A 16,375-nucleotide genomic window follows, 5' to 3' on the forward strand; every position below is an offset into this window, starting at 1 on the left:
TCTCGAATGAATCTGTAACGACGCACATAAAGCAATCGCAAAAACAATAGAGAGAGGAGCAAGTATGACCGTCCAGCCGAAGAAGAAAATGACCGCCAAGGCGCTCTTTGCCGGTGTTGTCCTTGTGGCCGCAGCGCCGGGCATGGCCCTTTCTGCCAATGCTACCGAATGGCCGACGGAAAACGTTCGCCTCATTCTTCCTTTCAGTGCAGGCGGTTCCATCGATCGCTTTGCTCGCGGATTGACCCAGCACTGGGAGGAATACCACGACTACGCCATGATCGTGGACAATCGCGGTGGAGCCTCAGGCTTGCTGGGCTCGAGAACGTTCCTCGGCTCGCCGGCCAACGGGCACTACCTGTTCGCTGGTATCCAGCCGACCCTAAGCATGAACATCGTGGCGCAAGGGGCCGACTTCGATCTGGAAGACTTCACCTTCATCAACATCGAGCAGCGCGACTATACGTCGATCGTCGTTCGGGCCGACTCTCCCTACGAAACCATCGAAGACCTGGTCGAGAGCATTCGCGAGAATCCAAGCGACGTTACCATGTCGATGGCGACTGGCTCCGGGACGCATCTATTTGGCCTGGCATTCCTCGATACGCTTGAGCTGGACCCCAATATCGTGACATTCGACGGCGGTGGCGAGCAGCGCACAGATTTGCTGGGTGGTCACTCAGACGCAGCGTTCTCTTCGGCATACGGCGATATGACGCTTGGCGACCAGGTCCGTGTGCTGGCCGTTTCTTCACATGAGACCTTTCCTGGATGGCCGGACGCCCCGCCAGTAAACGAAGCCTTTCCAGAGGCCGACCTTCCCGCTATCGGCGATAACCGGTTTCTTGCCGTACACACTAGCTTTGCTGAAGAGAACCCTGAAATTTTCGATGCCATCGTTGCCAGTTACCGGGAGGTGTTTCACAGCGACGCTTACCAGGCGCATATCGAAAATCTCGGCTCAGATCTGATTTCCGGCTTCTATGGTCCTGAAGAGTCAAAGGAAATCATTTATGAGATCCATGAGGTCGTAGAAAGATACGGCGACATGCTGTCAGGAAACTGATTGATGGGGAGGGGCGCTGGTGTGCCTCTCCTTTTTCTTGACGGGCGGAATCGCTTGAGGTGAGAGCTTATGGGGTTTCTCAGAGAGTTGGGCAAGAAGGGCGGTGAGTTTATCGTACCTTCGATCATGCTGGCTTACGCAACCTATTATTATCTGGAAGTAAGCGCTTTGCCAAGACGTGAAGTGAATTTACTTATGATCCAGCCCATATATTTTGTCATACTCGTGGCGTTCTTCGTTTTGGTGGCTGCTTATGTATGCAAATCCCTGGCTGGCAAGGATAGTCACGACTCCAATGGTGAGGCGAGCGAAAGAAAAATCACCAACAAGGCAGCAACGCTATCTTTTGCGGTACTAACAGTGGCTTATGTTTATGGAATAGAGTGGTTGGGGTTTGTAGTGTCTTCATGGTTATATATGACTCTGCTGCTCATGCTCTTCTCTGTTAAATCCTGGTTGATCGTTGCTGCATTTCCAGTGGGTACAGCCTTGTTCATTTACTTGACTTTCGATATGTGGTTGAGCATCCCCCTTCCGAAAGGCATATTGTTATAACCAAATGGCCGGAGAATGATTCATGTTCGATGCTGCTCCTATCTTGGAAGGTCTTGCTCTTCTAGCCGACTGGAAAGTCATGGCAGTCCTTCTTCTTGGTGTATTCTTCGGTATCATCACTGGTGCAATACCCGGGTTCAGCACCCCTCTGGCCATCAGTATCATGCTTCCGCTGACTTACCCGATGAGTCCTGTACTGGGGATAGCTTTCCTCACTGCAATCTATGCGGGTGGTAATTTTGGCAGTTCTATATCCTCGATCTTGCTCAACATACCTGGCTCCCCCCAGGCAATCGTGACAGGCTTTGACGGCAACCCCATGACGAAGCAGGGAAGAGCCAGCGAGGCGCTGGGCATGGCAGTCGCTTCATCCGCCATGGGCAACCTGCTTGGTGCTATCTTTCTGATTCTGGTCATGCCGCTTATCGTCACGGTTGCGCTGATGTTCGGTCCACCCGAGCTGTTTTTGGTTGGTGTGCTTGGACTGACGGTCATCGCTGCCTTGCATAACAGCTTTCTCAAAGCCATCATAGCAGGGGGATTCGGGGTACTTCTGGGTACCGTGGGCATGACATCGACTGGGGCGATTCGCGGTACCCACGGCTTTTTCGAGTTGATGGACGGCATTCCTGTCATACCGGCTTTGATAGGCTTGATTGGCTTTTCCGAACTCTTTTATATGCTGCAGCAGCGCTATGTTGCAGGAGGGAGTGGGCGCAAAGGCGATAGTCAGAAAAATCTGCATCTCCTTTTGTATGGGTTCGGTCGTGTGTTGAAACATCCGGTGACTGTGCTCAAGTCGAGCACCATCGGGGTTATTATCGGTGCGCTTCCCGGCGCTGGTGCCACTGTGGCAAGCGTAGTGAGCTACAATGAAGCCAAGCGCAGCTCAAGAAAACCGGAAGAGTTTGGTCAAGGAGCGGAAGAGGGTTTGATTAGCGCTGAATCGGCAAACAATGCTTCTGAAGGCGGCGCGTTGGCCACCATGTTGTCTCTGGGCATACCGGGTGGGCTGGCGACCGCGGTCATGGTCGGTGCCTTCATGCTGCAAGGTCTCATCCCTGGGCCGCGATTGTTCATCGATCATCAGGGACTCGTCTACGGTATCATGTTCGCGCAAATCGTGGCTTCTTTTTTCCTGTTCATGGCGGGCCTGCTGGTCTCACTGTACGCGGCCAAGGTGATCAATATACCTACTATCGTACTGATTCCCTTGATAGCCGTATTCTCTGTGGCGGGAACATATGCGATCAGCCTGCAAATGTTCGATGTAAAAATCATGCTCGTTTTTGCCGCACTCGGCATTCTGATGAGAAAATACGATTATCCTTTGATAGCAGTCATTCTGGGAATCATTCTTGGCCCGATATTGGACCGCCAGCTGATGAGGACCTTTCAGGGGGCAGGGGAGCTTTCTCTAGGAATTTTCCTGAACAGGCCTGTCAGCCTTATCCTGCTGTTTATGATTCTGATCTGTCTGACGCCCATCGCCCTTAAAATTTATCGTAATGTGAGAGAGAGCCTTGGGTATGCCAAGCGTACATGAGGCGAGTTACGGTTTGTCAGAAAAATGGCGCAAGGTGGAAAAGATGGAAGTTTTAGACACAGAAAGTCAAAAATTCACTAACCTTCCTGCACCTGAAAGGGCTTACATCATCATACGTGAAGCGATTCTTGCTGGTGAGTATCAGCCAAATGACAGGTTGCGCGAGGATGATTTGGCTAGCTTGGTGGGTACCAGTAGAACACCCGTTCGTACGGCACTGCATCGCCTTGCACAGGATGGGTTCGTGGTTTTTCATCCCAATTCTGGTGCTGCAGTGCGAGGATGGACAAGAAAGGATGCCATCGAGATCTTCCAGGTAAGGGCGTGCTTGGAAAGCTGTGCTGCGGGGCTTGCCGCGCGAAATGCAAAACCCAGGGATATTCGGGATCTCGAGCTCATCTGCGAGGAAATGGAAAGCTACCGGCTGGCACCTGAAACGGTCGGGTCCCTATCGGTGTTGAATCGCAAATTTCATACGAAAATCCTGAAATTGGCAAATAATTCCAAGCTCGAAGAAACAGCGTTGTCGCTGATGGATATTGGTTTTTTGATCAGGTCCTATCGATTCTTCTCAGCCAAGGACGAGCAGCGCAGCTTGATACACCATCGCGATCTCGTAGCCGCTATAGCGGCAGGAGATGGTGACTGGTCCTCATCGATAATGAAGTCTCACATCATGGCGGCGTGCGACCTTATGCGAACGAGCGAGGAGGAATGATGCTTAGTTACGAATTCAATACCACACGAAAGCTGATTGTCGAGCAGGGTGCGGCTGCGCGCCTGCATGAGGTGGTGAGCCAATTCTCGGCCAAGCGTATCTTTTTGATCACGGATCCTGGTATTTCCGATTTAGGATTGCATGAGCCCTCGATGTCAGGCCTGGCAGAGCATGGGGTTTTGGTAGAGCTATTCGACGACGTGGTCGCAGACCCACCCGAAACGGTCGTGCTCGAGGCCATCGAGCGAGCCAGGCAAATGCGTGCCGAGCTGGTCATCGGTTTTGGCGGCGGTAGCTCCATGGACGTAGCAAAGCTGGTGGCCTGCTTTGCTCATCCGCACTGCCACCAGCCGCTGCAGGAGGCCTATGGTATTGGAAAGCTCCAAGCCGATAGGCTGCCGCTGGTTCAGGTGCCCACAACGGCGGGCACGGGGTCCGAGGTGACGCCGATCTCCATCGTAACGACTGGCGAAACGACCAAGTCGGGCATTGTCTCGCCGGTGTTGCTTCCGGACGTTGCTGTGCTGGATGCCGGCCTGACGGTGGGACTGCCACGCCATGTGACAGCGGCCACGGGTGTCGATGCCATGGTGCATGCGATAGAGGCTTACACGAGCAAGATTCGCAAGAATCCGATGTCCGATATGTTCGCCAAGGAAGCCTTGCGCCTTCTCGTCGATCATATCGACCGGGTGCTGCAGGACGGCAACGATCTCGATGCGCGGCAAGGCATGCTGCTGGGTTCCTGTCTTGCCGGCCAGGCTTTCGCCAATGCGCCGGTAGCGGCAGTGCATGCCTTGGCTTATCCCCTCGGAGGCCATTACCACGTGCCTCACGGATTATCCAATGCCCTGGTGCTGCCGGCGGTGCTTCGCTTCAATGCGGTGACGGCAGCCGAGCGCTATGCTGAGTTGGTGCCAATCCTGACTCGCGAGCCACGCTCCCCCTCGTTTGCTGACGATTGCGAACGCTTCATCGTGGGCATCGAGGCACTGTTGAATAGAAGCGGTTTGCCCCTGAGATTACGTGATGTCGGTATTCATGAAACCGCCCTCGGGGCACTGGCTGCGGACGCGATGCAGCAACAGCGTTTGCTGGTCAATAACCCCCGGGATGTGACAGAGCAGGATGCTCTTGAGATCTACCAGACTGTCTATTGATGACGGCCTCTTGACCGCGACGTTATGAGACCACGATAGGAGCGGTGGGGTGGTTTATGCGGGAAAGAGCGCAGCCCGCCGTTTTTCACTCGTCGGTGACCATTAGTCGGAGCAGCAGAGGGAAGCTGATCGCCATGAACATCAGCCTGGCCAGGTGATGTATGCCTACGAAGCCAGCATCGTGACCGACAGCGAGTGCGATCAGTGCCATGACTTCTGCCCCGCCGGGCGCATAGGCCAATAGCAACTGCGTGAAGGGTACGTCGATTACCATGCTGATGGGGAAGGCGATTGCGCTGGTTGCGAATAGCGTCAATGTAACGGAGAAGCACGACACGGGAAGCAATTTGGCCATGCTTCTCAGGCTGCTGCCGGTAAAGCGTGTTCCGACCATCGCGCCGGTCAGGATGAAAATCGATGTCTGCAAGCCCGTTGGCAGCCTGCCAGCCTCGAAGCCGCTGATGGAAACCAGAGCTGCTCCCAGGATCGATCCCAGAAGAACGGCAGCGGGAAGCCGATAGCGTTTGCATATGGCTGCCCCCAGAACGGCAGCGAGTATCATCATCGCGAGCGCCGTGTAGTGAGTTTCCTGTGCTTCCAATACCCTATCCCCGCCGGCTCCCTTGGCAAGTAACGGAAAAAGCACGACGAGAAATAGTAGCCGTATGCTTTGAATCATCGTGACCTGCGGTACGTTGCATGGGTACTGCGACGCCGTTTGCAGTATCAGCACCATGTGTCCGGGATAGGCCGAGAGGAAGCTGGTGTTTCCGGATAGCCTGGTGAGCCTGGAAAGTGCGTGAGAGACGGTGAAGGTGATCGTTAACATGGCGGCCACCAATCCCGCCAGGCTTGGCAGCCAGGAAGCCGCTTCAGAAAAGAACCGTGGGCTCAAGGAGCTGCCGATACTGATGCCGACAAGCAGCAGGACTAGTGCTTGCAGCTCGCTGGGATAATTCAGTCGAAGGCCGGCGAGGCTACCTGCCAAGGTTGCGACAATGGCGCCAAGTAGCCAGCCTGCAGCCAGGCCGGCAATATTGCCGACTAGCCCGCCTAAGGCGGCCAACGCCAGGGTTCGGGTCGTACTCGAAATTTGGCTGTACAAACCTTGAATCCTGAGTGGCTATGTCGAGAAATGCTCACCGGGGCATACTCCCGGTGAGCGGTTGCCAGCGCTCAGGCTTTGACAAAGCGCAGGCACTTTTCGGGTGAAGCCTAGCCCATGTAGCGCTTTTCAAACTCCCAAACCTCTGGGAAGCCGATCAGCTCATTGAACTCGCTGAAACTATACAGCAGGGAAGAGTCGGTCACGCCGCCATTCTCTTTTAGATCGGTATAGCTCTTTTCCAGGGCTGCGGCAGTGGCCAGGAAGCCGGCGGCGGGATGGATGGCCAGTGCAAAGCCCAGCGACTGGAGTTTGTCGGCTGAGAGCAGCGGTGTGCGGCCTCCCGGCACCATGTTGGCTATCAGTGGCTTGTCGATGCGCTTGCCTATGGTTTCCATTTCCTGCTCCGATTCGGGCGATTCGATGAAGATGGCATCGGCACCCGCTTCGCTGTAGGCCTGTGCGCGTTTCAATGCCTCATCGAGCCCCAAGGCCGTTCGGGAATCCGTGCGTGCGATGATTACGAGATCGTCGCTACGCCGCGCATCGCAGGCGACTTTAATTTTTTGTACCATGTCTTCCAAGGGAATGACTCGGCGATCGGGCGTATGGCCGCACTTCTTCGGGAATTCCTGATCTTCGAGTTGAATGGCGGAAGCTCCTGCTTCTTCATAGCCCTGCACGGTATGATGGACGTTAAGTAATCCGCCGTAACCGGTATCGGCATCAGCGACGATGGGAGTATTAGTCATTTTCGCCATGGTGGCGATTCTGCTGACCATGTCGCTATAGGTGGCAATGCCTGCGTCGGGTAAGCCCAGGTGAGAGGCAACCGTGCCATAGCCGGTCACGTAAAGAGCCTTGAACCCCATGCGGTCGGCGATCAAGGCTGAAATCATGTCATAGATACCGGGTGCAACGACGATCTCCCCGGAGTTCAGCTGTTCTTTAAGTGTCTTGGCTGTCATTGTTCATCTCCTTTACATTCATTTTCAAGCTGGTTATTGATGTAGGCTGGACGCGCCAGGTGATAATCAAGATGTTTCTATCCAAGGGTTTTCTGTGATATGTCGTGCTTCGAATTCCTTGATTTCATCAAGTAATCGAAAAGTCATTTGGACTTCTGATTCGCCCTTGAGGAGTGCCTCTTTTCGATAGGAATCGATTTCGAATGAGAGGCTTAGGCCATCTCGATTGGTGATGCTCTGGTGAGGCAAGTCTACGCTCAGGATCGTGGAGTCGCCTTCCACTTGCATGAGCGATTCGATGCTTTGCTCATCCATGCGAATCGCCAATAGGCCATTCTTGAGGCTGTTATTGAAGAATATGTCGCCAAAATCCGGCGCGATCGCGACGCGAAAGCCATAATCCAGCAATGCCCATACGGCATGCTCTCGCGATGAGCCGCATCCGAAGTTTTTTCCTGCCACAAGAATGCTCGACTCGGCCTTGGTTGGGTCATTCAGGGGGAAGCCCACTCTGAGCTTGCCATCGGGCGTGAAACGAAGGTCGTGAAATAGTTGGTCCCCATACCCGGCATCACGAGGGCGGTGCAAGTACCGTGCGGGTATGATCTGATCGGTATCGATGTTTTCCCAGGGCAAGCGAAGGACTAGCCCGCGGTGTTCGGTAAAAGCTAGCATTTGGTACCCTCCAGCTCCCTGACGTCGGTAAGGTGGCCGGTAATGGCAGCAGCAGCGGCCATGGCGGGGCTCATGAGGTGCGTTCTGCTGCCCGGGCCCTGGCGGCCGGCGAAGTTGCGATTAGAAGTGGAAGCACAGCGAGCACCGGCAGGTACCGAGTCTCCGTTCATGGCGACGCACATGGAGCACCCCGGCTCTCGCCACTCGAACCCCGCCTGTAAGAAGATCTCGTGCAGTCCCTCCTGTTCCGCTTGGCGACGAACCTGTTGTGAGCCGGGTACGACGAAGGTGGGGACCTTGGCTTTGCCGAGCTTTGCAATCTTTGCAGCTTCGCGCAGGTCTTCCAGGCGGCTATTGGTGCAGGACCCAATGAATACGCGGTCGACTATGAGGGTGGTGAGTTTTTCGCCCGGCTCGAGCCCCATGTACTCGATGGTGGCATTGTACTGTTCCCGCTTGTTGAGCTCGATCTCTTCGAGGGCGGGAATGTGGCCAGTGATAGGCAGGGCGGTTTCCGGTGAATTGCCCCATGTTACCGTTGGGGCTATTGCGCGGGCCTCTATCGTGACTTCCTTGTCATGCTGCGCATCGGCATCGCTCTTGAGTTCTCGCCACGCTGATACGGCACGCTCGAAGAGCTCTCCTTGCGGCGCGAAGGGCTTGCCATTCAGGTAGGCGAAGGTCGTTTCATCGGGTGCAATCATGCCGGCCCGTGCGCCGGCTTCGATCGACATGTTGCACAGTGTCAGGCGGGACTCAATGGACAGTTCGTCTATGACCTTGCCTGAGTATTCAATGACATGCCCTGCGCCGCCATTGGCGCCGATGGTGCCGATGATAGTCAGAATCAGGTCTTTTGCCGTGACGTAAGGGCCGAGCTCGCCGTCGATGCGAATGTGCATCGATCTTGGGCGCTTCTGCCAGAGCGTCTGGGTGGCGAGTACATGAGCGACCTCAGAGGCACCGATACCAAAGGCTAGCGCACCTAGCGCACCGTGAGTGGAAGTATGGCTATCGCCACACACGAGTAGGGTGCCCGGCAGGGTGAGTCCCAGTTCGGGGCCTGCTACGTGGACGATGCCTTGGCGCTCGTCACCCGCACCGAAAGACATGATGTTCTGATCGCGGGCATTTTCCGCCAGCGTCGTCACCATGTTGTCATGTACGGGATCGCGATCGGGTTCGTGATGAGTGGCAATGTAGTGGTCGGCCATGCCGAACGTCAGGTCGGGCCTTCGTACCTTTTTTCCCTCGGCCTTGAGCTGATCGAACGCCTGTGCCGTTGCGTCGTGCACCAGGTGCCGGTCTATGAAGAGAAGTGCAGTGCCATCATCCCGCTCGGTGATGACATGCGACTCCCATATCTTGTCGAAAAGCGTTTTTCCCATCGCTGCTTGCCTCGCTGTCGTTGGCCTCGCTGTCGTTGTTAGCCATGGCTGAGCGTGTGATGCCAGCTAGAGTATACATATACCACAGATCGTATCCAATCAAGGACAGCGCGAACAATTCGCGCATGGAAGGCTTATTCTGCGCTGCCAGTGTTCTTGCCGTACATGAATTTGAGTGTGCTAGGAATCGAATAGATAACTAGTTGAATTATATGATGATTAACCTTGTGTTTTTGGGGGTGTAAAGGAGCGTGGGAGGCTGGATGGCAACCTGGTTGCTCGGATCGCATCAAGCAGTATTTGACAAACCGTATCCAATGAGTAAGGCTGTGATTCACCAGTATACAGACAATAAATGACACACTGGAGATGAGGCATGGCACAGCACGGTTCAGGTCCTGAAAATGGAAAAAAGAGCTTTGCCAACAATGGCTTGTCGCATTCCGTTCAGTCTGCTTCCTACGCAGGTAACTCCGTCGGCGCCATGCCTAAAGCTTGGAAAAGCAAGGAGCTGGTTGACGATCATGCCTGGGTTAGAGCGCTATCGTCCGAAGAGCGGGAAGGTTTGATCGCGGGCCTGGCGGTCTTCGAGGATAGCGGCAAGCCCCTTTTGCAAAGCAGCGCTCAGGACTTCCCGTTCGACAACCTCGTACAACTGATTGCCGATGTCAGGCAAGCGGTGTCGAGCGAGTTGGGCTTCGTGGTTCTGCGTGGGCTGCCTATCGAGTCGCTGCCTGTCGAACGTATCCGGGCGCTCTACTGGGGGTTGTGCAACCACCTGGGAGTGCTGCGGCCGCAGGGGGTCAAGAGTGACCTGATTGGCGATGTACGTGATGCCGGCGGCAATTATCGATCTGCGAGCGGTCGGGGTTACAACACGAATGCCAGGCTCGACTACCACACCGATATGGCGGATCTGGTCGGTCTGCTTTGTATCAACGCGGCAAAAGCCGGCGGTGAGAGTCGTATTGCATGCTCCGTATCATTGAAAGACGAGATTGCCTCTACGGCTCCTGAACTATACGAGGCGCTGTGCAGAAATATCCATTATTCCCGTAAAGGGGAGGAAAGCCTTGAGGAAGCGCCATACTATGCGGCTCCCATCTTTTCGGAACGAGATGGCTTTTTTTGTTGCCGATACGTTCGCAACCATATTCGCTACGCACATGAGTTCGATGGGGTTCCTCATCCTGACGACTATCAGGTCGAAGCAATGGACATGCTGGATCGCCTGGTGGCATCCGATGAATTTACTTTCGAGATGACTCTCCAGCCGGGGGACATGCAAATTCTCAACAATCACGTCATTCTGCATTCACGTACTGATTTTGTCGATTTCGAGGAGGAGAGCAAGAAGCGTCATCTATTGAGAGCCTGGATTTCAACGCCATACAGCCAGCCACTTTCCCCAGCGCTGGAGGCAGCTTACCACGACGTCGGCGCCGGAGCCGTGCGCGGGGGGATCGTTGGCCAGCAATTCGATGAAGTAAAAAGAGGATATACCAAAAAAGCTGCTGAATTTCACGGTATGCCTTATCGGATACCAGCCTGAAGCCCATGAATTGACAATATCCCGGGGGATAACAATGAAAAAACTACCTGTACTTTCCGCACTCGCTGTTGCCGTTGGCTTGAGTGGTATATCAACGGTACAAGCCAACAACTACCAGATGCTCGTTCCATTTCCCACCAATCACGCTCTGAACGATATAGCCCATTTGTTCGTCGAGATGGTCGATGAGCGGTTCGATGGCCAATATCAAATCAGTTTGGTGGGTGAGGATGCGATTCCAGGGTTCGAACAATTCGACCCGGTGAGCTCCGGTGTTTTTCCCATGGCTCTCTCGACGGGGCCGTATCACACTGGTGTCACTGGCGTGGGACTGGCTGCAGATGCCATTGATGCCGACCCGGAAGCGCGCCGGGAGTCTGGTATATGGGAGGCCTACCAGGATTACTACCTGACTCACAATGTGCGAATGATCTCGTTTCCTTCCGCTAATCCCGGCTATCACTTCATGCTGACAGACCCCATCGGCGATGACGGTGGATTTGAAGGACGCATCATTCGTGGCACTCTGACTTACCATGGTCCCATTCGTGCCTTCGGTGGGTCCCCCACTGTGATGCCTGTCTCGGAAATTTACACCGCGGCGGAGCGAGGTGTCATCGAAGGCGCAGGCCACAATATTTTCGGCAATTACCAAATTGGCCTGCACGAGGTACTGCCCTATCTGGTTCGTCCTGGATTCGGGGTGACTAGTTTGATGGTGGTCTTCAACGAAGACTACTGGGCAGAGATTCCTGAAGAGGACCAGGCAACGTTTCTGGAAATTGGACGTGAGCTGGAGGATGCCTCACTCGCTCATTATGACCGACTTATTGCGGAAGAAACGGAGTTGATGGAGGAGGTGGGAGCTGAACTCACATATCTGGGGGAAGAGCAGCAGCAGGTTCTCGATCAGGCCTTTGCAGATGGCCTCTGGGAAGAGGCCATCCGTATTTCGGGGAGTCCAGCCGAGCAGATGCGTGAGCTCGCTCGCGAGGCTGGCCTGACGCCTTGAGGCTGCATCCTTGACGGGCGTTCATCGTCACTGGCCGCGCGCGGTCAGTGACGATTTCGATTTGGCGTTAATATTTCTCTAAGAATCTGGGGGCTGAGAAACAATGAACAAGCTATGCTCCGGCCTTGGCAAGACACACGATGCGTTAACGGATATAGGCTACTGGATAGGTGTGCTGGCCTTGTTCGCTATCTTGATCATGTTTTGCTACGAAATAACGGCGCGCTATTTTTTTCGCAGCCCTACTCAGTGGATTAGTGACTTTACGGGTTATTTTCTCCTCTTTTCGACCTTCCTTTTAGCTCCAAGATTGACTAGGGAGCGGGCTCATATCGAAATAAGCTTCGTTAAAGATATTTTGCCTGAAATACCCAGGGGCTATTTTAGTTCTATGCTTTTCTTGCTTGCAGCCGTGGCTTGTGTATGGGCTGGTTGGTATGCCTTCGAGGAGGCCATGCGTCAATACAGTCGCGGCATCAGCACCATGGCCGTTGTATCAGTTCCAAGATGGTGGATGAGTGCAGTGATTTCTTATGGCTTGATTAACTCCGGTGTATATTTCTTGCGGGCAAGTGTCATGGAATTTCAGGCCTCTCTGACGAGACAAGGTCGTTGATGCCTCATAACAAAACCAGATATTGGAGATAAACATGGAATGGCTTCAGATCTTGCTTGCGGGCTTGGGAATACTTCTTTTCTTGTTTGTTATTGGCGTACCGGTATTTGTGGCGTTTCTCTTCACGAATCTGGTCGGTGCCATGTACTTCTTTGGTGGGCGTGGATTCAGTATTTTTACCAACAGTATTTACGATACGCTTGCCTCTTCTTCGCTTGCAACCATCGCGTTATTCATATTGATGGGGGAGGTCTTGTTTCGTTCGGGGGCAACCGATGCCATCTTTCGTTCGACTGATACGTTGATTGGTCGCGTCAAGGGGCGAGACTTCGTGCTCTCGGCTGCGTTGGGAACAATATTTGGAGCACTTTCAGGCGCTGCAATGGGGGTTGTCGCCATGCTGGGGCGATCCCTTCTCCCACAGATGCTGGCCAGGGGCAGCGATCGCAGGCTCTCCATCGGGGCCATTCTGGGTGGGGCCAACCTGGCCCCCATCATCCCACCCAGCGTACTCATTATCGTCATCGGGATGTTGGCCAATATCTCCATATCTCGATTTCTCATCGCAGGTATAGTACCTGGTCTCATTATTGCCTCTCTTATCCTTTTGTATACATCTGTGAGAATTGCGATTAATCCTGGTTTGGCTGGCCAGGCTTCCACAAATGATGTCCCGGTCAGGAATTTCAGGGACAAGGTCATTGCTGTCCTTCAGCTACTGCCTTTCTCCGTCATCATTTTCTTTGTGATGGGGTTTATCCTGCTGGGGATCGCTACTCCTTCCGAGTCGGCCGCTTCCGGTGTGGTGGGGGCGCTTCTAGCGGCGGCTTATTACAGGAAACTTTCCTTCAAGATGATTCTGGAGTCCGTTCAGTCGGCGGCGGCCGTATCGGCTATCATACTGATCATCATGGCCAGTTCGAAGCTGTTCAGTCAGCTACTTTCCCTGAGTGGTGCGACCTCGGCCATCGCTCAGCTTTCGGTTGCGACATCGCTGGATCCCCTGGTCATGCTGTTGATCATGATGTTGATACCGTTCATTTTTTGCATGTTCATGGATCAGATAGCGATCAGCATTGTGATCATTCCAATATATACTCCTGTCATAGCGGCGCTGGGTTTCGATCCTTTGTGGTTCTGGGTCCTTTTTCTCATCAATGTGACTATAGGTGGGTTTTCGCCACCGTTTGGATATGTCCTGTTTGCTTTCAAGGCGGCAGCGCCGGAGCTGAAGGTAAATGATCTTTATGCTGCTGCCTGGCCTTTCGTAGGCGTTTTCATTCTGGCCATGGTGATCATTGCCATGTTTCCCGCCGTGGTGACCTGGCTGCCCGGTATGTTGTGAAAAGCACTTTGTATAGAGAGGAAAAAATAGATGGCTAGCGAAGATCTTGAGAAAAATTACCGTAATACCTTCAATGGCTCGACTGGGTTCGGCAAGTCCACGGCCGTTCTGGCGATAGACTTCATGAAGGCTTATACGCTTCCTGATAGCGGTCTCTATGCGGAAGGCGTCGTCGAGGCGGTCAAGCATGCGGCGGCGTTATACGACTGTGCGCGTCGATGTGATGTGCCTGTCATTCATACGCGGGTCGTCTATTCGGCGGATGGAGCTGATGGTGGGGTTTTCATAAAGAAATTGCCTGTTCTCCGTCAGATGACGGAATCCAGCATTTATTCGCAATTCGATGACAACGTGCTGCCTGCCGATGGCGAGCCTGTAATTCGCAAGCAGTACCCAAGTGCCTTTTTCGCTACGCCTCTCGTCTCCATGCTCGTCGCCAAAGGGGTCGATACGGTTGTCTTGACTGGCTGCTCTACGAGTGGGTGCGTTCGTGCCTCGGTGGTCGACGCCATTTCTTATGGATTTCGTGTCGTCGTGCCTCGTGAGTGCGTTGGAGACCGCCATCAAAATCCACATGAAGCGAATCTATTCGACATCCACGCGAAGTATGGCGATGTGATGAGTATGAGTGAGGTGATGAGGCATTTCGAGGAGTGCGACAATCATGGATTATAGTGACTATGTCGAGCGAAATTTCATTCTCTTGTCTGGTGTCGAGCCTAGAGATGGCGATGTAGAGCGGACATCAGAAGTACTTTCTCGGGTGCTTGGCGCTATCGATTACTCCTTTGGCTCTGTAGTTGATAACGATCTCAAGGAGTGTGATTTCGATGATTTGATCTCAAGACACAAGTGAGGATGGACGCGATGAGTGATCCGATGGCCTGGACGCTGAAGGAGGCTGCTTCAGCCGTACGTAAAAGGGAAATCGGCTGTGTAGAGCTCGTTTCGGTGAGCCTGGAGGCGGCCCGGCGCATCAATCGAGTGTCGAATTGCTTCATCCGCATCGATGAGGCGTTCGCTCTGGATTCGGCACGTGTAGCCGACCGTCTTGTTGGTGGAGAGCGAATGCTCATGGCAGGTATCCCTATGGCTCACAAGGACATGTTCCATCGCAAGGACATGCCCTGTTCCTATGGGTCGTCAGCTGAGCTGGCCCAGGTCCCAAAGCAAACTTCCCGCCTGCTGGCCGCCCTGGACCGCTCGGGAGCCGTTCAGCTTGGTAGTCTGAACATGTCTGAGTTTGCTTTCGGCGCAACGGGTCATAACGATCACTTCGGCGCTTGTCGCAACCCCTGGAACCCGGCCTATATCTCAGGCGGTTCGTCCAGTGGCTCGGGTGCTGTTGTTGCGTCGGGTGCGGTATTTGCGGCGCTGGGCTCGGATACGGGGGGCTCGGTGCGCATACCGGCGGCAGCTTGTGGGGCCGTTGGCCTGAAACCGACACATGGGCTGTTGGGCAGCGACGGTGTCATGCCCATGTCGCGCTCGCTCGACTGCTTCGGGCCGATTGGCCGCACTGCGGAAGACGTCGCGTTGATGATGGACTGTCTGACATCGGCTGGCAGTGGTGTAGTCGCCCGGTTTTCCCGGTCTTTGGAAGATGATGTCAAGGGGCTGCGCGTCGGGATTCCTGAGAATTACTATTATGAGGATATCGACCCCACGATCGAGTCTTTGATGGAAGAGAGCCTGCTGCGGCTCGAACAACTCGGCTGCAAGTTGGTCAAGGTCAAGGTGCCCGGTCACCAGGAGCTGACCAGTTTGTCCTATATCGTTCTGGGTGCTGAATCTGCAGCCTATCATGCTACGCGATTCGCCAGGCATAAGGCCAGTTACGGTCACCAGACGCGGGCCCGGTTATTGCACGGCTTCTTCATTCCTGCTGCGGCCTACGTTCAGGCCAGGCAGCTTAGAGGCCTCCATTTCAAGCGATTCATGAATGACGTCATGAAGCAGTGCGACGTCTTGCATACCCCTGTCTTTCGACGGCCTACGCCGACGCTCGCAGAAACTGATCTGGGAGACTCGCTAGAGTCGACCAAAATGATCACGGATCTGAGTCATTGCACCCGGCTGACAAACTACCTGGGGCTTCCAGCACTGTCTCTACCGTGCGGTTTTTGCCCCAGCGGCCTGCCGGTCGGCTTTCAGCTGATTGGCAAACCATTCGCTGAGCCGACGCTGCTTTGTTTAGCCCATGGTCATGAAAAGCTGTCTGGCATTCGGAATCTCATTGCGAGAGTTACCTAACCTTTAAGTGGCATTATATATGTTGGTTTTCTGCACGATGGAGGTGTCCAGCAGCCCCTTTCCTGTTGTAGTAATGCGCTGTTCCTCGGCCACTGCTGTGGCCAACTGATTGCAGTTGGAGACCAGTGCGTGCTCGTTGTTTTGCAGATGGGAAGCAGTAGGTCTGGCGCTTCTTCTTTGCGAGCTGATGGCCAGACACTCTCCATGCGTTTCTATATTGGTATATTGGCGGCGCTGAGCAACGCTGTGCGAGGTGGTGGGGCGGTCTCGCTGATAGACACTGCCTGACGTCTGGCATATGGCCATTGTTCAAGCTGATAGCTGCGCTGGCGGTAGACGGCGAGGAGAGTCAAGGCGAGTTCCTGGCGTCAGCCCAGGGCCGACAACACTGCCAGCATAATCACCACTGCTGCGAT

The 16,375-nt window shown here is 54.2% G+C and carries 16 protein-coding genes; 12 read left to right on the top strand and 4 right to left on the bottom strand.

Annotated elements, in window-relative coordinates; translation table 11 throughout:
- The first annotated feature begins 64 nt into the window (after nucleotides 1-64).
- The 5 genes from LY622_RS09485 to LY622_RS09505 all read left to right on the top strand — a co-directional run bounded on the left by LY622_RS09485 (nucleotide 65) and on the right by LY622_RS09505 (nucleotide 5,045).
- Complete coding sequence (locus tag LY622_RS09485) at nucleotides 65-1,066, top strand: Bug family tripartite tricarboxylate transporter substrate binding protein (RefSeq protein ID WP_234290655.1); 1,002 nt, start codon at nucleotides 65-67, stop codon at nucleotides 1,064-1,066.
- A 69-nt stretch (nucleotides 1,067-1,135) separates the two neighbouring features.
- On the top strand, nucleotides 1,136-1,621 hold the full coding sequence (locus LY622_RS09490) for a tripartite tricarboxylate transporter TctB family protein (protein ID WP_234290656.1): 486 nt from the start codon (nucleotides 1,136-1,138) through the stop codon (nucleotides 1,619-1,621).
- Nucleotides 1,622-1,643: 22 nt separating this feature from the next.
- Nucleotides 1,644-3,167, top strand: coding sequence for a tripartite tricarboxylate transporter permease (locus LY622_RS09495; RefSeq protein WP_234290657.1), 1,524 nt, complete (start codon nucleotides 1,644-1,646; stop codon nucleotides 3,165-3,167).
- Nucleotides 3,151-3,885, top strand: coding sequence for a GntR family transcriptional regulator (locus tag LY622_RS09500; protein ID WP_234290658.1), 735 nt, complete (start codon nucleotides 3,151-3,153; stop codon nucleotides 3,883-3,885). The genes LY622_RS09495 and LY622_RS09500 overlap by 17 nt, the downstream gene beginning before the upstream one ends.
- Complete coding sequence (locus LY622_RS09505) at nucleotides 3,885-5,045, top strand: iron-containing alcohol dehydrogenase (protein ID WP_234290659.1); 1,161 nt, start codon at nucleotides 3,885-3,887, stop codon at nucleotides 5,043-5,045. Before LY622_RS09500 ends, LY622_RS09505 begins: the two co-directional genes overlap by 1 nt.
- An 85-nt stretch (nucleotides 5,046-5,130) precedes the next feature.
- Here LY622_RS09505 and LY622_RS09510 read toward each other — a convergent pair whose 3' ends face one another.
- The 4 genes from LY622_RS09510 to leuC form a co-directional block, all read right to left on the bottom strand.
- On the bottom strand, nucleotides 5,131-6,150 hold the full coding sequence (locus LY622_RS09510) for an AbrB family transcriptional regulator (protein ID WP_234290660.1): 1,020 nt from the start codon (nucleotides 6,148-6,150) through the stop codon (nucleotides 5,131-5,133).
- 110 nt (nucleotides 6,151-6,260) lie between these two features.
- The gene (locus LY622_RS09515) at nucleotides 6,261-7,118 is read right to left on the bottom strand and encodes an isocitrate lyase/PEP mutase family protein (protein ID WP_066449685.1); all 858 of its coding nucleotides are present in this window, start codon (nucleotides 7,116-7,118) and stop codon (nucleotides 6,261-6,263) included.
- Nucleotides 7,119-7,184: 66 nt separating this feature from the next.
- The gene (leuD, locus tag LY622_RS09520) at nucleotides 7,185-7,793 is read right to left on the bottom strand and encodes a 3-isopropylmalate dehydratase small subunit (protein WP_234290661.1); all 609 of its coding nucleotides are present in this window, start codon (nucleotides 7,791-7,793) and stop codon (nucleotides 7,185-7,187) included.
- Nucleotides 7,787-9,181 carry a 3-isopropylmalate dehydratase large subunit gene (gene leuC / locus LY622_RS09525; RefSeq protein WP_234290662.1) on the bottom strand — a complete coding sequence of 465 codons (1,395 nt, stop codon included), beginning with the start codon at nucleotides 9,179-9,181 and terminating at the stop codon, nucleotides 7,787-7,789. Before leuC ends, leuD begins: the two co-directional genes overlap by 7 nt.
- A gap of 376 nt (nucleotides 9,182-9,557) precedes the next feature.
- Here leuC and LY622_RS09530 point away from each other — a divergent pair, with 376 nt between their 5' ends.
- The 7 genes from LY622_RS09530 (at nucleotide 9,558) to LY622_RS09560 (ending at nucleotide 15,959) form a co-directional block, all read left to right on the top strand.
- Nucleotides 9,558-10,733 carry a TauD/TfdA family dioxygenase gene (locus tag LY622_RS09530; RefSeq protein ID WP_234290663.1) on the top strand — a complete coding sequence of 392 codons (1,176 nt, stop codon included), beginning with the start codon at nucleotides 9,558-9,560 and terminating at the stop codon, nucleotides 10,731-10,733.
- A 34-nt stretch (nucleotides 10,734-10,767) separates the two neighbouring features.
- Nucleotides 10,768-11,745 (top strand): TRAP transporter substrate-binding protein, encoded by a 978-nt coding sequence (locus LY622_RS09535; protein ID WP_234290664.1) that lies wholly within the window; start codon nucleotides 10,768-10,770, stop codon nucleotides 11,743-11,745.
- Between the two features lie 103 nt (nucleotides 11,746-11,848).
- Nucleotides 11,849-12,361, top strand: a complete 513-nt coding sequence (locus LY622_RS09540) for a TRAP transporter small permease (RefSeq protein WP_234290665.1) — start codon at nucleotides 11,849-11,851, stop codon at nucleotides 12,359-12,361.
- A gap of 34 nt (nucleotides 12,362-12,395) precedes the next feature.
- Nucleotides 12,396-13,706: a TRAP transporter large permease gene (locus LY622_RS09545; protein ID WP_234290666.1), complete on the top strand. Its 1,311-nt coding sequence runs from the start codon at nucleotides 12,396-12,398 to the stop codon at nucleotides 13,704-13,706.
- 30 nt (nucleotides 13,707-13,736) lie between these two features.
- Nucleotides 13,737-14,381 carry an N-carbamoylsarcosine amidohydrolase gene (locus LY622_RS09550; RefSeq protein ID WP_234290667.1) on the top strand — a complete coding sequence of 215 codons (645 nt, stop codon included), beginning with the start codon at nucleotides 13,737-13,739 and terminating at the stop codon, nucleotides 14,379-14,381.
- A complete protein-coding gene (locus LY622_RS09555; RefSeq protein WP_234290668.1) occupies nucleotides 14,371-14,562 on the top strand; it encodes a hypothetical protein in 192 nt (63 codons plus the stop codon). Before LY622_RS09550 ends, LY622_RS09555 begins: the two co-directional genes overlap by 11 nt.
- Before the next feature lie 11 nt (nucleotides 14,563-14,573).
- Nucleotides 14,574-15,959: an amidase gene (locus LY622_RS09560; RefSeq protein WP_234290669.1), complete on the top strand. Its 1,386-nt coding sequence runs from the start codon at nucleotides 14,574-14,576 to the stop codon at nucleotides 15,957-15,959.
- Nucleotides 15,960-16,375: the final 416 nt, after the last annotated feature.

It is taken from the genome of Halomonas alkalisoli, from assembly GCF_021412585.1.
Classification (GTDB): Bacteria; Pseudomonadota; Gammaproteobacteria; order Pseudomonadales; family Halomonadaceae; genus Halomonas; species Halomonas alkalisoli.